General features: G+C 35.8%; 14 protein-coding genes. 11 read left to right on the top strand and 3 right to left on the bottom strand.

The window, feature by feature from the left end; translation table 11 throughout:
• Positions 1-20 precede the first annotated feature (20 nt).
• On the bottom strand, positions 21-794 hold the full coding sequence (locus QF06_RS16275) for a WecB/TagA/CpsF family glycosyltransferase (protein WP_015251089.1): 774 nt from the start codon (positions 792-794) through the stop codon (positions 21-23).
• Between the two features lie 507 nt (positions 795-1,301).
• Here QF06_RS16275 and tagD point away from each other — a divergent pair.
• The 6 genes from tagD (at position 1,302) to tagH (ending at position 9,765) form a co-directional block, all read left to right on the top strand.
• Positions 1,302-1,691, top strand: a complete 390-nt coding sequence (gene tagD, locus QF06_RS16270) for a glycerol-3-phosphate cytidylyltransferase (protein WP_024571912.1) — start codon at positions 1,302-1,304, stop codon at positions 1,689-1,691.
• Positions 1,692-1,784: 93 nt separating this feature from the next.
• The gene (locus QF06_RS16265; protein ID WP_015251091.1) at positions 1,785-2,969 is read left to right on the top strand and encodes a CDP-glycerol glycerophosphotransferase family protein; all 1,185 of its coding nucleotides are present in this window, start codon (positions 1,785-1,787) and stop codon (positions 2,967-2,969) included.
• Positions 2,970-2,992: 23 nt separating this feature from the next.
• Positions 2,993-4,333, top strand: a complete 1,341-nt coding sequence (locus QF06_RS16260) for a glycosyltransferase family 2 protein (RefSeq protein ID WP_041850461.1) — start codon at positions 2,993-2,995, stop codon at positions 4,331-4,333.
• A gap of 125 nt (positions 4,334-4,458) precedes the next feature.
• The gene (gene ggaB / locus QF06_RS16255) at positions 4,459-7,161 is read left to right on the top strand and encodes a poly(glucosyl N-acetylgalactosamine 1-phosphate) glucosyltransferase (protein WP_038829884.1); all 2,703 of its coding nucleotides are present in this window, start codon (positions 4,459-4,461) and stop codon (positions 7,159-7,161) included.
• A gap of 173 nt (positions 7,162-7,334) precedes the next feature.
• Positions 7,335-8,162 (top strand): teichoic acids export ABC transporter permease subunit TagG, encoded by an 828-nt coding sequence (gene tagG, locus QF06_RS16250; protein ID WP_014665585.1) that lies wholly within the window; start codon positions 7,335-7,337, stop codon positions 8,160-8,162.
• 19 nt (positions 8,163-8,181) lie between these two features.
• Positions 8,182-9,765 (top strand): teichoic acids export ABC transporter ATP-binding subunit TagH, encoded by a 1,584-nt coding sequence (gene tagH / locus QF06_RS16245; protein ID WP_041850462.1) that lies wholly within the window; start codon positions 8,182-8,184, stop codon positions 9,763-9,765.
• A 38-nt stretch (positions 9,766-9,803) separates the two neighbouring features.
• Here the strand turns inward: tagH and galU are convergent, their stop codons facing one another.
• A complete protein-coding gene (galU, locus tag QF06_RS16240) occupies positions 9,804-10,682 on the bottom strand; it encodes a UTP--glucose-1-phosphate uridylyltransferase GalU (protein WP_003227944.1) in 879 nt (292 codons plus the stop codon).
• A 340-nt stretch (positions 10,683-11,022) separates the two neighbouring features.
• Between galU and QF06_RS16235 the strand changes: the two genes are divergently transcribed.
• The 4 genes from QF06_RS16235 to wecB all read left to right on the top strand — a co-directional run bounded on the left by QF06_RS16235 (position 11,023) and on the right by wecB (position 17,096).
• On the top strand, positions 11,023-12,390 hold the full coding sequence (locus QF06_RS16235; RefSeq protein WP_041850463.1) for an alpha-glucosyltransferase N-terminal domain-containing protein: 1,368 nt from the start codon (positions 11,023-11,025) through the stop codon (positions 12,388-12,390).
• A gap of 34 nt (positions 12,391-12,424) precedes the next feature.
• The gene (locus QF06_RS16230) at positions 12,425-13,945 is read left to right on the top strand and encodes a glycosyltransferase (RefSeq protein ID WP_021480731.1); all 1,521 of its coding nucleotides are present in this window, start codon (positions 12,425-12,427) and stop codon (positions 13,943-13,945) included.
• Positions 13,946-14,020: 75 nt separating this feature from the next.
• Positions 14,021-15,931 (top strand): glycosyltransferase, encoded by a 1,911-nt coding sequence (locus QF06_RS16225; RefSeq protein WP_041850464.1) that lies wholly within the window; start codon positions 14,021-14,023, stop codon positions 15,929-15,931.
• 22 nt (positions 15,932-15,953) lie between these two features.
• A complete protein-coding gene (gene wecB / locus QF06_RS16220; protein WP_041850465.1) occupies positions 15,954-17,096 on the top strand; it encodes a non-hydrolyzing UDP-N-acetylglucosamine 2-epimerase in 1,143 nt (380 codons plus the stop codon).
• A 39-nt stretch (positions 17,097-17,135) separates the two neighbouring features.
• Here wecB and tagU read toward each other — a convergent pair whose 3' ends face one another.
• Positions 17,136-18,056, bottom strand: a complete 921-nt coding sequence (gene tagU, locus QF06_RS16215; protein ID WP_015251104.1) for a polyisoprenyl-teichoic acid--peptidoglycan teichoic acid transferase TagU — start codon at positions 18,054-18,056, stop codon at positions 17,136-17,138.
• 212 nt (positions 18,057-18,268) lie between these two features.
• Here tagU and QF06_RS16210 point away from each other — a divergent pair, with 212 nt between their 5' ends.
• Complete coding sequence (locus QF06_RS16210) at positions 18,269-18,592, top strand: hypothetical protein (protein ID WP_021480727.1); 324 nt, start codon at positions 18,269-18,271, stop codon at positions 18,590-18,592.
• Positions 18,593-18,594 lie beyond the last annotated feature (2 nt).

The following is an 18,594-nucleotide window of genomic DNA, read 5'->3' as shown; positions in this document are numbered from 1 at the left end:
CATAGCTCCTTTAAGGCCCATTACAGATGGCGTGATTGATCTTTGACCTGTCCCGTATATTGCGGCTTTGCTGAAGTTCGTTCATGTTTCAGCACGGCTGTAACATACTTAGGAATGCTAAGCATTCTTCTCCAGCGCGCAGGGTTTGTGATCAGCCTGTACATCCATTCAAGGTGAAAACGGATAAAAAATGAGGGCGCTCTTTTGACATTGCCGCTGAACACATCAAAGCTTCCGCCCAGCCCTACAGAAACAGCCTGAGGGAATAGATGTCGGTATTTATGGATAAAGAACTCCTGATTAGGATAACCTAAAGCAACAAATACCATGTCAGGATTTGAGGCTGCGATCTTGTCTGCCACCTCACGTTGATTTTTCACATAACCGTCAGAATATCCGGCAATTTCAATCCCAGGATAATCACGTTCGACTCGCTCGATTGTCTGAGCAATCACATGCTTAGCTGCACCGTAAAAGAAAACCCGTTTTTTCTTTTGATCAGCCTTCTCAAGCAAAGACGTAAACAAATCATAACCGGCGATTCTGGATTGAAGCGGCTTACCAATTAGCTTGGAAACCAACACAACACCAATGCCATCCGGCAAAATAAAATCAGCAGATGAAAGAACCGCTTCATAACGCGGATTTTGCATCGCTTCAAATCCGATTTCAGGATTCGCTGTTACGATGAACGCACCTTTATTCTGGTCCAAAAATGACGTTTCTAAATGTGATACAAATGAAGTTAGTTCACCGTCTACAAAATCTAATTGATTAATGGGTTTTGTTTGCATCGTATCAACCCTCCTTTTCATCTATATGTCTATAAAAAATACGTGTCATTCGTATAGTTTGATTAAAGACTCTTTGTCTGAAAACATTTTACTCTATCTTACCACAAAAATCTTTAGGAACTTTTAACATTCACATTACAATTCCTTCACGTTTTGACGATGAATTAATATGAGGAGGGCGTACAAAATAAATGACGCAGCAGAAAGAAAATCGTTTCACTTAAAAACGCGACAAAAGATTCGATTTTTTCGAAAAAGAAAACTTGTTATAATGGGTATGGATAAGACATTAGACCTGTAAAAATTATACATCAATACAACGATGATACCAAAAAATGCTGATGATTGACATTTTTAAAGAGCCTTAACTTTTATAGGAACTTATGCTATTATTGTTCAATATTAATGGTACGTAAAAAATGTGTCGAAATTATAAACAATCTGTTAAGGTTTGTGGTTTTTTTCTGGTACTCTCAGTTGAAAACGGTTGGAAGGTGATGTTATCTGATGAAGAAAGTGATAACGTACGGAACATTTGATTTATTTCATTATGGACACATGAAGCTGCTGCAAAGAGCAAAAAATCTGGGTGATTACTTAATCGTAGGATTATCTACAGATGAATTTAATCTTCAAAAACAAAAAAAATCGCATCATTCCTATGAACATCGAAAATTCATTTTAGAAACAATTGATTTTGTGGATGAAGTGATTCCCGAAAAAAACTGGGAACAAAAAATTTCAGATATTCAAAAGTACGATATAGATACATTTGTGATCGGCGATGATTGGAAAGGGAAATTTGACTTCTTAAAGGAATATTGTGAGGTCATTTACCTTCCGAGAACAGAAGGCATTTCAACTACCAAAATCAAAAAAGACATGGCTAGTTTATAGAAGCACTAACTTAAAGAGGCTTGAAGTAATTCAGTTGCTTCTTTTTTTCTTGTTTGCGCAAATATAAATTTTTTACTCTTTAAGGAGTTCATTATGAAATCTTTTATTTTACAAAAATGCAGAAGTTTATTAGTCAGGGCCTATTCAGTTCTTTTTAAGATTTTTGCTCTTCTGCCAAGAAACAATAAATTAATTTTATTTGAAAGCTACTCAGGAAAACAGTTTAGCTGCAATCCCCGAGCAATCTATGAATATTTACAGGAAAATAAAGATCAATATGATTATAAAATGATATGGAGCATTGATAAACGATATTTGTCGGCATTAGACGGCGTAGATGCAGCATATATAAAAAGGTTTTCTTTTAAGTGGATTTGGTACATGGCTACAGCGAAATATTGGATTACAAACAGCCGGCTCCCTTTATGGATTCCAAAACCAAAAAACACATTGTATGTACAGACGTGGCACGGCACTCCGCTAAAAAAACTTGCTAATGACATGGATGAAGTGCATATGCCCGGAACCACAACTGAAAAATATAAACAGAATTTTCTGCAGGAAGCAAGCAAATGGGATTATTTGATTTCTCCTAATGCTTATTCGACTGAAATTTTTAAACGAGCGTTTCAATTTAAAAAACAAATTTTAGAAACAGGTTATCCGAGAAATGACATTCTATATTCACCAAATAAAGAATCATTAATAAATAGGGTAAAACAAGAGTTAGAAATTAGCGAAGATAAAAAAATAATTTTATATGCACCAACTTGGAGAGACAATGAGTTTAAGAAAGTTGGTCAGTATAAATTTAAGCTTCAATTTGATTTAGAGGAAATGAAGAGGAAGCTTGGGGACTCTGTGGTTATTCTTTTAAGAATGCATTATCTAGTTTCAGAACAATTTAATTTAGGGAAATATAAAGATTTTGTGAAAGATGTTTCCTTATATAAAGATATTCGAGATTTATATTTAATTAGTGATTTATTGATTACGGATTATTCTTCTGTCTTTTTTGATTATATGAATTTAAAAAAACCCATTGTATTTTTTGTGTATGATCTCCCGGCTTATCGAGACTCTATCAGAGGTTTTTACTTTAATTTTCAGCAAAAAACGCCAGGAAACTTGGTTCAAACAAGTGAAGAACTTATAGATACTGTAATAGAGTTGTTACATAATCCTTATATAGATCATAACTATGAGGATTTTTATAACGAATTTTGTAATTTAGAAGATGGCAAGGCTTCTAAAAGAGTAATTGAAACGATCCTTTAACTTCTAAATAAAGAGGTACAAACATGTTTTCTATAATTATGCCAATATATAATTCTGAGAATTATTTAAGGTACTCAATAGAGAGTGTCATTAACCAGTCAATAGGATTTAAGGAAAATATAGAACTGATATTAATAGATGATGGCAGTGTGGACAGCAGCCCTCAAATTTGTGAGTCCTTTAAAAATCTATATCCTAATAATATTAAAATCATGAAAATTGAAAACTCTGGACCTTCTGCTGCAAGAAATTGTGGATTATCAAATGTAAGCGAAAAATCTAAATTTATTGGTTTTCTTGATTCTGACGATGCATTGTCTCAAAATGCACTGCAAAGTGTTTATGATTTTTTTTGTGATTCCGAAGATGTAAATATCGCGGTATTACCTGTTTATTACACAGGTGAAAAAGAAGGCGAACATAAATTAAATAATAGATTTGAAAAAGGAACAAGAGTTATAAATATTCTCAACGATTATAAAGCTATTCACTTTTATATTGGCGGCACTTTTTACAGAAGACATACACTAAATCGTACCGTTCAGTTTGATGAATCTATCAAGTTTTGGGAAGACGCTATCTTTTTTAATCAGTTATTACTGAAAGAAAAAAGATACGGAGCAGTTGCAGAAGGAAAGTATTTTTATAGAAAACGGAAAGAACAGAACTCATTAGTTGATCGTTCGTGGTTTAACAAAAAAAGGTACACATATTTGTTGAATGAATGTTACATGACTTTGTTGATGGATTCAATAAAAAAATATGATATAGTTTTGCCTTATCTGCAATTTTTAATTGTATATCATATGAAACTGTTTTTATATCCGAACTATAGAGATGTTTATAAGTCTGTTTTAGATCAACAAGAACAAAAAGTTTTTGTTGATAATTTTATAAAAGTTTTAAAATTTATTGATCCGCAATTTATAAAAGAGCAAGATATGCCGATGTACTATAAAGAATTTATGTTTCACTTATTAAAAGAAAATACAGAAGCTCTTGAAAATATAAAAAAAGAAAGAGTACTGCTTAGTTCATGTACTGTTACTTCGACAAAAATAAAAGGGTTTAGGATTGAATTAACAGGGCACTTTATTAACCAGTATTATGAGATGAAAGAAAATGACAGATTATATATAAAATATTTTAATAGATTAAAAGTATGTAAACGAAAAGAACTGAAAAAAACAATTGAAGTATGGGGATATAAATTAAGAGATTTTAGACATGCTGGTTTTGTTGTAGAAATACCTATTTGGGCCCTTGCATTTGACTTTGTCCTAAAAACACCAAATGATGCTTTAGAACTTAACCATGTAAACGTATTTAAAAGTTTTCTTACAAAGACTTTAAAAAACAGGTAAGGAATCCTTTTCATACATTTTACTAAATTAATTATGTTTTTTCAAAAATTTAGCACTCTAATTGTTTTTACTTTTATTTACCCGGATTCTTATTCATATAAACATTTTGTTAGGAGTAATCTTTTATGAACGAAAAGAGTTTTAACTATGATTTCAGTGTTATAATGCCGATTTATAATGTCGAGTTATATCTAACTGATGCAATAGAAAGCGTTATTAACCAGACTATAGGCTTCGAGAATATTCAGTTAATACTTGTGAATGATGAAAGCCCCGATAAAAGTGAAATAATTTGTAAAGAATATGCTCAAAAATATCCAAAAAATATTGTATATGTAAAGAAACAGAATGGCGGAGTGAGCAGTGCCCGAAATTATGGTTTAAAGTATGCTGAAGGCAGATATATTCAATTTTTGGATCCAGATGACTTAGTTTCAGAAGAAACATTCGAAAATGTTTTAAACTTCTTTAACCAACATAAAAATGAAATTGATATTGTAGCAATCCCAATATTTTTTGAGGAAGGAAGAACTGGAGAACATAATCTAAATAATAAGTTTTCTTCAACGAGAATATTGGATGTGGAAAAAGAACCACATCATATATTAACTCATTGCTGTTCTACATTTATAAAAAATGATGCCTTGAAAAATATCAGGTTTGATGAAAATTGTAAAATAGGTGAAGATGCTAAGCTAGTTAATTTAATTATATCGCAAAAGAAAAAGTATGGTCTTGTTAAGGAGGCAAAATATCATTATAGAGTTAGAGAAGATGGATCGTCTGCCATGCAGACCGCTAAAGCAAATAAGAATTGGTTTAACCATTCACTTATCACTTTCTCCAAGAATTTAATCGATATCACCAAAAATAATGAACAGAAAATACCTTTGTTTCTTCAATACATGGTTATGCATGATTTGAAGTGGAAATTATTGATTAAGGATATTAGTGAAACACCTTTAGACGAAAATGAATACCGCGAATTTTTAACATTGATACGAGAAGTATTATCGTATATTGACGACGATGTCATTATTAATACAAAAAGTGTCAGCCATTTCTATCTATATCATGCTTTAAAAATAAAACACGGTGAAAATTATAGTAAGTATGTATATGAAAAAGAAACTGAACAAGATTATTATCTATTCAGAGCAGATAAAATTGTTTCGAAGTTATCGAATCAAACTCTAACTATTGAGATTTTAGAAGAAAATGAGGATTCTATTCATATTGAAGGATTTTGGAGCTCTCTTTTTAATTCTAAAGGCTTTAATTTTTATGCTAAAATTGGAGAAATTAAAATAAAAGCTAAGAAAATAAAAAGAAGTCATAACGATTATATAAGTTTGGGTGAAGTAATAAAAAAATATCCTGGTTTTTCTATAGATATTCCGAAAAGCTATCTTGATGGCAATCACCATATTGAATTTTTTATAGCTAAAGGTAAAAAAAGAAAAATGGCAAAACTTCGATTCTTTAAGTATTCAGGTTTGTCAAATGATCTATTTAACGCTTATGCAGCTAAAAAGGATTATATCTTTTATTATAATTATAAAAAACTAATGTTCAAACAAAACAATTTTAAAAATAGATTTATAAAAGAATTTCGTTTCTTAAAATCCCTTAATAAATTAGGAGATAAATCAAAGAAACGAAAATCAGCTATTAAAAAGGCAATGTTGGCAAGAGTGGCACACCATGTTTTTACTATTTTTAACAGGAAGCCAGTTTGGTTATTCATAGACAGACAAGATAAAGCTGATGATAATGCAGAGCACCTCTTTAAATATGCAATCAGCAAGAATGATGGGGTAAAAAAATACTTTATAATAAAAAAAGATAGCAAGGATTACAACAGGATTAAAAAATATGGAAAGGTTATACCATACAGATCTTTTAGACATAAAATTTTAACCTTATCCTCTTCCAAAGTAATATCGACACATGCAGATATATGGGTTGTAAATCCATTTTTTAATATGGAGATTTATTTTAGAGATTTATTTAATTTTGAGTTTGTCTTTTTACAGCATGGAATAACAATGGCAGATCATTCTGAATGGTTAAATAAATACAGTAAGAATATCAAATTATTAGTCACTTCTGCCAAACCTGAATATCGGTCTATTGTGAAAGGGAATTACAACTATAAAAAAGAGAATATTTTGTTGGGTGGATTTCCAAGATACGATAATCTTAAGAAGAGTGAAGGAGAAAAGCAGCTTCTAATAATGCCGACTTGGAGAAAAGATATTGTATTACCGAAAGATCAGGCAAAAGGAGTAAGACCGTACAACCCGAAATTTAAAGATAGTGAATACTTTTCTAGGTATAATGCTTTGATTAATGATGAACGGCTAATCGAATTTGCTAAGAAAAATAATTATAAAATAACTTTTTTTCCGCACCCAGATATTCAGCAACAGATTGTAGACTTTGAAAAGCATGAGTATGTGAAGTTTGCCGACTATAACAGCAGCTATCAAATGCTATTTAATTCTTCTAATATAATGATTACTGATTTTTCATCTGTTGCGTTTGATTTTGCATATGAGAAAAAACCTGTTATCTATTATCAATACGAAAAATCATACCATTTTAAACTTGATTATTATGATTATAAAAAAATGGGGTTTGGTGATGTAATAGAAGATCATAATAGCTTAGTTGATAAAGTTATCTATTATATGAAAAACAATAGTCGTATGGAAGATAAGTATAGAAAAAGAGTAGATAACTTTTTTGCATATACTGATAAAAATAATAGGAATCGTATTTATAAAGCTATTTTGGAATTAGATAATAATAAAGTTGCTAAATGAGGGTAGTTTGTTTTATATTGACACTTCAAAATGTTAGGAGAAGTTCTGAGGGACTTCTCTTTACTTTTTAAAAGTGAAAAAAACCTCAACATCTGTTACAATATTCACCGGTGCTTTCAAATTTCTTTAACCGAAAGATCCAAAAAATCATTTAAGTCTAAGGAAGATAAACAATGAATGCATTAGTAAGAATCGTAAAAGAGCAAGTGACATCGTTTCCTTTAATTTTGCGCTTAGCTTCGTATGAGACAAAGTCTCAGTATCAGATGAATTATCTTGGCGTATTATGGCAGTTTCTCAATCCTCTCATTCAAATGCTGGCGTATTGGTTTGTATTTGGTATGGGGATTCGTAACAGCAAGCCAGTCATAACAGGTATTGGAGAAGTGCCTTTTATTGTTTGGATGCTGGCTGGTTTGATTCCGTGGTTTTTTATTAGCCCGACGATTCTGGATGGATCAAACAGTGTATTTAAACGGATCAATATGGTTGCGAAAATGAATTTTCCGATTAGTTCACTGCCTTCTGTCGTGATTGCTTCAAATTTATTTAGTTATTTTGTAATGATGGGTGTTTATGTCATTGTCCTTTTAGCAAGCGGTGTTTACCCTAGCTTGCATTGGATACAATATATTTACTATTTAATCTGTATGATTGTGTTTATGTTTTCATTTAGCTTGTTTAACTCTACAATCAGTGTGCTTGTCAGAGATTATCAATTTCTGCTGCAGGCCGTAACCAGATTATTGTTCTTTTTACTTCCGATTTTTTGGAATATCTCAGAGCAGCTCGGGAAAAATCACCCGAATCTTCTGCCTGTGCTTAAGCTGAATCCGATTTTTTATCTGATAGAAGGATTTAGGAACAGCTTCTTAGACGGAAAATGGTTTTTCCAAGACATGAAGTACACGCTGTATTTCTGGCTGTTCACATTCCTTTTATTGTTAGTGGGTTCTATTCTGCATATGAAATTCAGAGACAAGTTTGTTGACTTTCTTTAATACGTAAGGAGATTGTACGATGAAACTAAAAGTTTCGTTTCGAAATGTTTCAAAGCAATATCATTTGTATAAAAAACAATCGGACAAGATAAAAGGATTGTTTTTTCCGGCTAAGGATAATGGTTTTTTTGCTGTGCGGAATGTCTCCTTTGACGTGTATGAGGGAGAGACAATCGGCTTTGTAGGGATAAATGGATCAGGGAAATCAACCATGTCTAACCTGCTGGCTAAAATTATTCCGCCGACCAGCGGTGAAATTGAAATGAACGGCCAGCCGTCGCTGATTGCGATTGCTGCCGGTTTAAATAACCAATTAACGGGCCGGGACAATGTCCGGCTCAAGTGTTTGATGATGGGGTTAACCAATAAAGAAATTGATGATATGTATGACAGCATCGTTGAATTTGCCGAGATTGGCGATTTTATTAATCAGCCGGTTAAAAACTATTCCAGCGGGATGAAATCGCGTCTCGGTTTTGCGATTTCCGTGCATATTGACCCTGACATTTTAATTATTGACGAAGCGCTTTCTGTAGGGGACCAAACGTTTTATCAGAAGTGTGTAGACAGAATAAATGAGTTTAAAAAGCAAGGAAAAACGATTTTCTTTGTCAGCCACTCAATCGGTCAGATTGAAAAGATGTGTGACCGTGTTGCTTGGATGCACTATGGCGAGCTTCGTATGTTTGATGAAACAAAAACGGTTGTCAAAGAGTATAAAGCGTTTATTGACTGGTTTAATAAGCTGTCTAAAAAAGAAAAAGAGACATATAAAAAAGAGCAGACGGAAGAGAGGAAGAAAGAAGATCCTGAAGCGTTTGCCCGTTTCCGCCAAAAGAAGAAAAAGCCGAAATCATTGGCTAATGCGGTTCAAATTGCTATTTTGTCTATCCTGACTGTATTCATGGCAGGAACGATGTTCTTTAATGCTCCGCTTCGTACAATTGCTTCGTTTGGTGCTATCCCGCAAAATGAAGTGAAGAATCATCATGGCAATGCAAAGGGCAAGTCAGATGAACGCTTAACCGCAGTCAATAAGCAAGGGTTTATAGCAAATGAAAAAGCGGCTGCTTATAAAGATCAGGGTTTGAAACAGAAGGCTGACGTTACACTGCCATTCGGTACAGAGGTGTCGGTAGCTGCAAAAGGCAAACAGGCAGCGAAAATAAAGTTTAACGGACAGTCTTATTTTGTGAAAAAGAGCGCTGTTGCAGCTAACATGAAACATGCTGAATTGCATGCCGCTGCATTTACGTCTTATGTCTCGCAAAACGCAGCTTCTTCCTATGAATACTTTCTGAAATTCCTGGGAGACAGCAGAACCAGCATTCAATCCAAGTTGAATGGATATACTGAAGGGGATACGGCTGACGGCAGAAAAACATTAGATTTTGATTATGAAAAAATCAGCTATGTGTTGGAGAATGATAAAGCAACAGAGCTTATTTTTCATAACATTTCTCCTATCACCCCGGCGTCACTATCCTTAAGTGATAGCGATGTATTGTATGACAGCAGCAAGAAGCGTTTTCTTGTGAATACAGCTGATCAGGTTTTTGCAGTTGATAATGAAGAGCATACACTGACTTTGATGTTGAAATAAAAAAAGGCTATTGGATGAATGTCCAATAGCCTTTTTGTTTAGATTTCTTCTTTGTTTAGTAAACCTTCCATAAATGGAACGAGCTGATCGCGAAGCTCTTTATCCTGCATCGCAAATTCTAGAGTTGTTGTGATAAAGCCGAGCTTTTCACCAACATCATAACGCTTGCCTTCAAAGTCGTAAGCAAACACTCTTTGAATTTCATTCAGTTTTTGAATGGCGTCTGTGAGCTGAATTTCTCCGCCGGCGCCAACCTGCTGCTCTTCTAAATACATGAAGATCTCAGGCGTGAATACGTAACGGCCTAAGATGGCAAGATTAGAAGGTGCTGTGCCTTTAGGCGGTTTTTCAACGAAGTTTTTCACCTGATAACGGCGGCCTTCACTTGTCAGCGGGTCAATAATGCCGTAGCGGTGTGTTTCTTCTTCAGGCACCTGCTGAACACCGATAATAGAAGAAAGTGTTTTTTCATATTCATCCATTAATTGGCGCAACCCTGGTGTTTCAGCCTGAACAATATCGTCTCCAAGCAGTACCGCAAACGGCTCATCGCCGATAAAGTTGCGCGCGCACCAGACAGCATGTCCGAGACCTTTAGGTTCTTTTTGGCGGATATAGTGAATGTCAGCCAGGTTAGAAGCCTTTTTCACTTTTTCAAGCAGCTCAGTTTTTCCTTTTTCTTCTAGGTTTCTTTCAAGCTCAGGAGAGTAATCAAAATGATCCTCAATCGCACGCTTGCTTTTTCCTGTTACGATAATAATATCTTCAATACCGGCTTCAACAGCTTCTTCAATTATGTATTGAATGGTAGGTTTATCAACGATAGGAAGCATTTCTTTCGGCATTGCTTTCGTAGCCGGCAAGAATCTCGTTCCGAGACCTGCGGCAGGGATTATGGCTTTACGTACTTTTTTCAATTTCAAAGCACCTTCCTTAAGAACAGATTTAGGGTCACTCTTTTGAATGCTGAGTATTTAAAATGTTTGAGTTTCTTTTCTCATCAATACCCTATTTTCATTCTGTTAAACACATTTAATCATATAAGAAAAACCAATATTAAACAAGAGTCAATTCAGTGACTTTGGGGTCGAGGAAATACAAAAAAATATCATTAATTGATAGATATAACAGTTTCACCTGATCCGGTATTTCAAGAAATATAACAGCTTCTTCATCTCTAGAGCCTGCTCAGCAAAAGTGATATAATGTAGTTCTGAAAATGTGACTGTACGAATTTATTCGAAAGGTAATAAATAGATGATGACAATTAAGGTTTCTACTCCAAAATTAGCATTTGTTTGTCAAGAGCTGAATGCTGCAAAAAAGTTTAGTATCAATACGATCGATTGGAATTATCCAATGGAAATTGTCACTTTACATCATGAGCCCAATGGGCCTTCTTCTTTTAAAGATACTGCTGTTATTAATATGTACAGCTACTTTAAAGGTTCTGAACCTCAGAAAGATAAAATCAAGCATCCGATTGAACAAGAAGGTTTAACATATATTCAAGAACCAAATAAGCCAATTTATCGTTATTACAATAATGGACGTTATATCAAATATCAAAGGTTTACAGCATCAGGAGAACTTGCTGTCATTGATTACTTTAATGAAAGCAGGCAAAGATTTAAAAGGGAAGAATATGATTTGTCTGGATATGTACACAGCTTAATGTACATGGATCTGGACACTAACAAACCGAAGCAGCATCTTTATTTAAGGGCAGATGGCACTTGTTATATGACAAAATGGTATAAGAATGATGGAACAACTGAAAAAATTGTCATTTTTGACGAAAAAGAGAATATAGTCAGTGTATTGTATTCAGAAAATGAACTTTCCCGTTATTTTCTGAGCCGCTTGATAAAGGAAGCGGATTATTTATTTATGACTTCTGAAGTTGAGTTATATACTACATTAAAATCTCTTTCAGTTGAATATTCTTCCATGTATCTAGGTTTTATAGAGACGAATGAGATGTTGGAAAACCCTGAAAAGGAAATAGGCCACCTTGATGCTTTCGTGGTTCCTTCCTTGAAGAGATATCATGACATAATTAAAAATACGGGGCCTCGCACAAATATTTATTACGTTTCTGAAGAGCCGTTTACCCGCAAGCGTTTTGTGGACAAACTAATAGATCAGGTGCCATTTAATAATCAATTGAAGGATATGAATGTTGAGCTGTTAATGGCAGAATGGCAATCAAAATCCGATTTATATTTGTCAGCCAAGGTTGAATTTAAAGGCTGCATTCCTCCCCATGCTATTGGCCGCCATAAAATGTATTGGAAGTTAAAAAATAAAAAGAGCGGCACTGAAAGCACGTTTAACGCAAAAGTAAACAGCGAGGAAGAACTAATATTTACCGTAAGCGGTACACTTCGTGTTCACTCTGTATTAGATCAGTTGTCTACCATTGAATTGCATCTCTGTTCCGAGTGGGATAATAGCTTCTTTGCATCAGGTGTGCGAATAACCGGTTCAAAGGAAATTCCATTATCAGAACAAAGTATTTCAGGCTGGCAAGTTACTTTAGAAAAAGAAAATAATTATTTGCGTGTTCAGACTGCCGAGGGATTTCGGAGAAAATTAATGAAACGGCTGTTTGTGAAAAAATAGCAGACAAGGTTTTACCAGAAGAAGGAGCTTGAAGATGAGAAGGATCTTTTCACTAATATATGAAATAGACATTGAAAAAGGCGGCATTACAAGCTCTATGATGTCAAGATCTTTTACATTTGCGGAGCGCGGCCATAAAATCGATTTGGTTACACTTGATTATAAAGACAATTATGATCAGATTGAGCAAGTGCTGAAGAGCGCTGGAAGGCTGCATGCTGATGTAAATATCCTCAATATTTATGATGACTATAAAAATCAGCATAAGCATATAAAAATTGGGGAAGTGCAACAAAGTTACTATGATCAAAATTGTAATCGCTTTGAAGAACCATATGCTGCGCATCATAATGAGGAAAAATTAGAAACGGAATACTTCAAGAATGGCTTATATATAAAAAAGAAAAAATGGGATGAGTCGGATAATCTTTTATATGTAGATCATTTCAATGAAAATATGCAAATGACAAAGCGAGAATTCTTTCATGGCGGTTATGTAAATAAAACTGTGATATTCGATACAAGAAGCGGAAAAATCAATCAAATTCACTACACAGCACCCGACGGTTTCTGTTATTTAACAGAATGGTACCATTTTAAAACAGGAGCCAGTCAAGGAGTTATGCTGTTTGGCCGTGATGAAAAGGAAGCTGTATTTTTCAAAAACAAGCACCAGTTTCATACACATTGGCTTGAAACGTTATGTGAGAAAGAAAAGGACCCTATTATCATCTGTGATGGAGTCGGAAGTGCTTCAAAAGTAAATGAAATGCGTGCAGGATTGGCAAAACGATTTTACTGTGTTCACTCAAATCATTTAGATTATCCTTATACGTTAGGCAGCAAAGTTCGAAACAATCATCAATATGCGATGGAGCATATTAAGGATTATGACGGGCTGATCGTATTAACGAATGAACAAAAAGAAGATATCATGAAGGATTTTGAGTCGAACAATAATATTTTTGTTATTCCTCATGCACCAAGAAGGCTTGAAAAATTACAAACGTATGAAAAAAAGAAAAACGAGTTTGTCATGGTGGCCAGATATCATGAGGAAAAAGGGATCGATAAGGTCATAAAAGCAATGGGAATCGTAAAAAAATCCCGGCCGGATATTGTCCTGGATATATATGGCAGTGGTCCCGGCCATAAGGAATACCAGCAATTGATCGATGATCTTAAGTTAGATAATGTACATTTAAAAGGGTATGTCGCAAATCCTGCTCCATTTTATCAGCAGGCGCTTGCCACATTATTAACATCAAAATTTGAGGGGTTTAGTCTCGCGATTTGTGAATCGTTTTCGTGCGCAACCCCTGTTGTCAGTTTTGATGTGAAATACAGCCCGAGGGAGCTCATAAAAGAACACGAAACGGGAATGCTTGTAGAACCTGATAATATTGACATGCTTGCTGAAAGTATCATTTATTTGTACGACAACCCTGAGAGAGCCATTCAATACGGAAAAAACGCAAAGAACTTAATGGATACTGAATATAGTGAAGCCCGATTATTTGAAAGATGGGAAGAAGTATTTGAAATGACGAAATAGTGCTTTTTTATACTGTTTTTGTTCATTATATGAGCTTTTGTGAATGAAATAGAAGCGGATAAGGATAGAGGTGTCATGGTGAAAATTACTGCAGCAGTACCCACATACAACTCAGAACATTTTATCTCCCGCTGCCTGGATAGTCTGGTTCAACAAACCATGCCGAATAATGAGTACGAAATTATTTGTGTAGATGATTGTTCTCAGGATGGCACGGTTTCAATATTAAAAAAGTACAGTGAACAGTATTCTAATATAACGGTTATAGAACGAGAAAAAAACTCGGGAGGGCCGGGAGAGCCGCGAAACCAGGCGATACGTGCTGCGAACGGTGAATACATTTTTTTTATTGATTCCGATGATTATGTAGGAATCGAAGCGTTTGAGAGAATGTATCAATTTGCAAAACAGCATGATTCAGATATTGTGCTTGGGAAAATGGTCGGTGTAAACGGCAGATCGGTCCCGCAAGCTATTTTTAAGGAAACGAAACCTGAGGCGGATCTTGTAAAATCTCCGCTTGTTTACTCAATAGGACCGACAAAACTTTTTAAAGTTTCACTGCTTAGAATGCATGACATATATTTCCCCTCTAATATACAGGCTACGGAGGATCAGGTATTTGTCATGCAGGCTTATTTAGAAGCGGACAAAATTTCTGTCTTGGCCGATTATGATTATTACTATGCTGTACAGCATGACGGCGAGCATATGACGTTTGCATACGTTGCGCCTCAAAGCTACTATGGCGCAATGAAGGTAATCATAGATATGATTCGTAATAGCCGTCTTTCACATAATCGCAAAATGAAGTTTATGGCGAAGTTTTTAAATCGTCATTTTGATTTTTCCAGAACAACGGACTTTACCGTAACAATCGAGGACGAACGGGAGCAGCAAACATGGATGACAGAGCTGCATCATTTTGTTGAACAAAATATACCACGAGAAATTGATAAGCTTGTTCATTCTCATACGCGGTTAAAATTACACTTTGTACGCCATAATGACCTAAAGGGCTTGAAGCAGTTTGAAGCTGATAAAGAAAATATGGCCCAATATACGTCAGTTAAAAATGGTCATATCATAGCAAACTATCCCAGCCTTATCTCATATCATTTGGCAGAGAATGAACGGATTGTTGATGACAGAAACAAAATCAGTCATTACGTGAGCGAATTTCAAATGAAGGACAACACTTTCACATTAAGAGGCTCGGTTACCCACACGGCTTTACAACCAGAGCATCAAGCTATGCAAACTTTATACGGCATTTGGGTGCACCGTGATAGAAAAACTGAAAAAATCATCTCTCCAGTGTATTCCAAGGACGGAGAATTTGAATTTCTCACGAAGTTTACTGATTTGGCTATTCATGAAGAAGATATTGGTGTTTGGGATTTCTTTATTGAATCGGGGATAGACGGCTATAAAAAACGCGTCCGAATTGGCAGCAGCAGAGAACCGTATCCTTATTCAAAACATGCTAAATATATTGGGAATAACGGGGAATATGCTTTCAGCGCACGGCCGTACTTTACTAAAACCTATGATAATTTGTCGGTGGATATCAGAAAGCAGGAAGTTCTGAAAGTCGAATTCAGAGATAATGATTCGGACCAGCATTTAACGTTCGTATTTCCTGGAAGCCAATTGTTTTTTCCGAAGCAATCTTTATTATTGCTCGAATGCAAAAACCAAGAGTTTTTAATCCCAATAAAAAATCAAATCAGTTCAGCTGATGGGACAGTGATACAGGTTGATCGGAATCTCGTTCAGCAAAAGTTTGCTCCGGCTTATTTACAAAACACCAATATTGTTTTATCCATTAATTCTTATAAAACCACATTGGTTCCGAAAAAGGATGTCAGTGTGTACTTTTGCAGTAAAAATATTGAAAAAAAGCTATGGTGCTTTAAAATAAAGAAGAAAGTAGATCTATTTATACAATCGGACCAATCGAAATTCTATCTAACAGCCCGTTAAACAAAGAAACCAGGTGACAAATATGAAAAAACTAAAAGTGATGACCGTTTTCGGGACCAGGCCTGAAGCGATCAAGATGGCACCGCTTGTGCTTGAATTGAAAAAATATCCTGAAATAGATTCCTATGTAACGGTAACTGCACAGCACAGACAGATGCTCGATCAGGTGTTAGATGCGTTTCACATCAAGCCTGACTTCGATTTGAACATTATGAAGGAGCGGCAGACACTGGCAGAGATTACGTCTAACGCACTTGTAAAATTGGATGAGTTGTTTAAAGATATTAAACCCGATATTGTGCTTGTCCATGGTGATACAACGACGACGTTTGCCGGAAGCCTAGCCGCTTTTTACCATCAAATTGCTGTCGGTCATGTGGAGGCGGGGCTCCGTACAGGGAATAAGTATTCCCCGTTTCCGGAAGAGCTCAATCGACAGATGACAGGGGCGATTGCTGATTTGCATTTTGCTCCGACAGGCCAGGCGAAAGACAATTTATTAAAAGAAAACAAAAAGGCCGACTCTATTTTTGTAACGGGCAATACAGCGATTGACGCACTCAACACAACGGTTAGGGATGCTTACTCACATCCTGTTCTCGATCAGGTGGGTGAGGATAAAATGATTCTCTTGACCGCTCACCGCCGGGAAAATTTGGGTGAGCCAATGGAAAAAATGTTCAAGGCCATCCGCAGAATTGTAGGGGAATTTGAAGATGTACAAGTCGTTTACCCTGTGCACCTGAATCCTGTTGTCCGGGAAGCGGCTCATAAGCATTTTGGTGATTCTGACAGAGTGCATCTGATTGAACCTTTAGAGGTGATCGATTTCCATAACTTTGCAGCGAAATCGTATTTTATATTGACAGATTCGGGCGGCGTGCAGGAGGAAGCCCCATCTCTCGGGAAACCGGTGCTTGTTCTGCGTGATACGACGGAACGGCCTGAAGGAGTGGAAGCGGGAACGCTGAAACTTGCAGGGACGGATGAGGAAAACATTTATCAGCTGGCAAAACAGCTGTTAACTGATCATGATGAGTACGAGAAAATGTCCCAGGCTTCTAATCCGTATGGAGATGGAGAGGCTTCCCGCCGGATTGTGGAAGAATTGCTGTTTCATTACGGGTACCGGAAAGAACAACCGGATTCATTTACAGGCAAATAAAAAAGAAGCTTTGCACATTGTGCGAAGCTTCTTTTTGTTTTACTTTTCGAGGCTTTCCTTCAGCTCTTTTGTAATATCGGAAAGGGCGCTTTCATCAGCTTGGTAGTAGTAAATTCCATTGATTTTCGTGCCTGTACCTTTTAGTTCGTGCTGTTTAATATGTTTCCGCGCACCTTTGTAATCCGACTGGATATCCCACATGTTATCGAAGGTCAAGTTCGTTTTCACATTATCTTCAACAACTTTAAACATATCTCCGAATTTCGTGATGGAAGAAATATTAGCGCCTTTATTAATAATACCTTGGATGACTTGGCGCTGGCGGTCCTGGCGTCCGAAGTCGCCTCTCGGATCTTCTTTTCTCATCCGGGTATAAGCGAGCGCTTCTTTTCCGTTCAGCGTGATTTCTCCTTTGCCGAACGAATAACCGTCATAACTGAACGCGAATGTGCTGTTAACTGTAATGCCGCCAAGTGTATCAACAACGTCTCTAAAGCTTTCCATGTTCACTTTTACAAAATAATCAACCGGAACATCGAGGAAGTTCTCAACAGTGTCTACCGTCATCTGCGTGCCGCCGAAAGCGTATGAATGGTTGATTTTATCCATTGTGCCTTTTCCGATAATTTTTGTATACGTGTCACGCGGAATGCTGACCATGTCGGTTGTATTCGTTTTTGGGTTAACGGTCATATAAATGAGCGTATCGGCACGGCCCTTATCGCCGTCGCGTTCATCCACACCCATGATTAAGACGGAAAAAGGATCTTTTTTATTGATACTGACCTCTTTATCCCTCTTTTTCGATTTATCAATGCTTTCATGAATACTTGCCACGGTTGATGCTGCTTTATGCCATAAGTAGTATGCATAGCCTCCAGTTCCGAGTACAAATACGGCCACAATGGCTAAAATGACAAGTAACGCCTTTCTTTTTTTCTTTCTTTTTTCAGCTCTCATAATAAAGTCCTCGCTTTTTTGTAATCTAGTACGATTATAAGTTTCTTAATATTTGAAAACAACTAAAATTTGTCTGATTCTTTACAATAGACGGCTCCTTGTAACAAATGTTTCGGTATTTTAAGAAAATCCGCAAAAATTTTTCGTTGTTTTGAAAGAAATCTTAAAATAAGCTTAAAATTGTCGATAAAAAGTGGAGAGGTGATATAGGAATGAAAAAAATTGCTATTTTAATGTTCTCAATGCTGCTTCTTTTGTCTGCGTGCGGCACAGCTCAGAACACATCAGGAGCAGAAACAAAATCAGACAGCCAGGATGCAGCTGCAGAAGAGACAGTAACGAAGGAAGGCACTTTTGCCGGTTTGGCGGACAGCCATACAATTGCAGTCACTATTGATGATAAAGAGACGTCGATTCAGGTTGGTTCAGACCTTCAGGACAAAATGAACAGCATTTCAGAAGGGCAAAAAGTTGTTGTCAAATATACAAAAGATTCAAATGGCGCTTTAATGCTTAAGGATCTTGAGACAAAGTAATA

Origin of the sequence: Bacillus sp. YP1 (genome assembly GCF_000877815.1) — a bacterium.
Lineage (GTDB): Bacteria > Bacillota > Bacilli > Bacillales > Bacillaceae > Bacillus > Bacillus subtilis.
The sequence above is the reverse complement of the archived record's forward strand: the minus strand, read 5'-3'. Positions and strand labels throughout refer to the sequence as shown.

Excerpts from the sequence above, each read along its gene's own strand:
- ggaB (WP_038829884.1), top strand. The coding sequence starts at position 4,459 with ATGAACGAAAAGAGTTTTAACTATGATTTCAGTGTTATAATGCCGATT.
- tagU (WP_015251104.1), bottom strand. The coding sequence starts at position 18,056 with ATGAGAGCTGAAAAAAGAAAGAAAAAAAGAAAGGCGTTACTTGTCATT.
- QF06_RS16275 (WP_015251089.1), bottom strand. The coding sequence starts at position 794 with ATGCAAACAAAACCCATTAATCAATTAGATTTTGTAGACGGTGAACTA.
- QF06_RS16230 (WP_021480731.1), top strand. The coding sequence starts at position 12,425 with ATGAGAAGGATCTTTTCACTAATATATGAAATAGACATTGAAAAAGGC.
- QF06_RS16235 (WP_041850463.1), top strand. The coding sequence starts at position 11,023 with ATGATGACAATTAAGGTTTCTACTCCAAAATTAGCATTTGTTTGTCAA.
- tagH (WP_041850462.1), top strand. The coding sequence starts at position 8,182 with ATGAAACTAAAAGTTTCGTTTCGAAATGTTTCAAAGCAATATCATTTG.
- QF06_RS16265 (WP_015251091.1), top strand. The coding sequence starts at position 1,785 with ATGAAATCTTTTATTTTACAAAAATGCAGAAGTTTATTAGTCAGGGCC.
- QF06_RS16260 (WP_041850461.1), top strand. The coding sequence starts at position 2,993 with ATGTTTTCTATAATTATGCCAATATATAATTCTGAGAATTATTTAAGG.
- QF06_RS16225 (WP_041850464.1), top strand. The coding sequence starts at position 14,021 with ATGGTGAAAATTACTGCAGCAGTACCCACATACAACTCAGAACATTTT.
- tagD (WP_024571912.1), top strand. The coding sequence starts at position 1,302 with ATGAAGAAAGTGATAACGTACGGAACATTTGATTTATTTCATTATGGA.
- tagG (WP_014665585.1), top strand. The coding sequence starts at position 7,335 with ATGAATGCATTAGTAAGAATCGTAAAAGAGCAAGTGACATCGTTTCCT.
- QF06_RS16210 (WP_021480727.1), top strand. The coding sequence starts at position 18,269 with ATGAAAAAAATTGCTATTTTAATGTTCTCAATGCTGCTTCTTTTGTCT.
- wecB (WP_041850465.1), top strand. The coding sequence starts at position 15,954 with ATGAAAAAACTAAAAGTGATGACCGTTTTCGGGACCAGGCCTGAAGCG.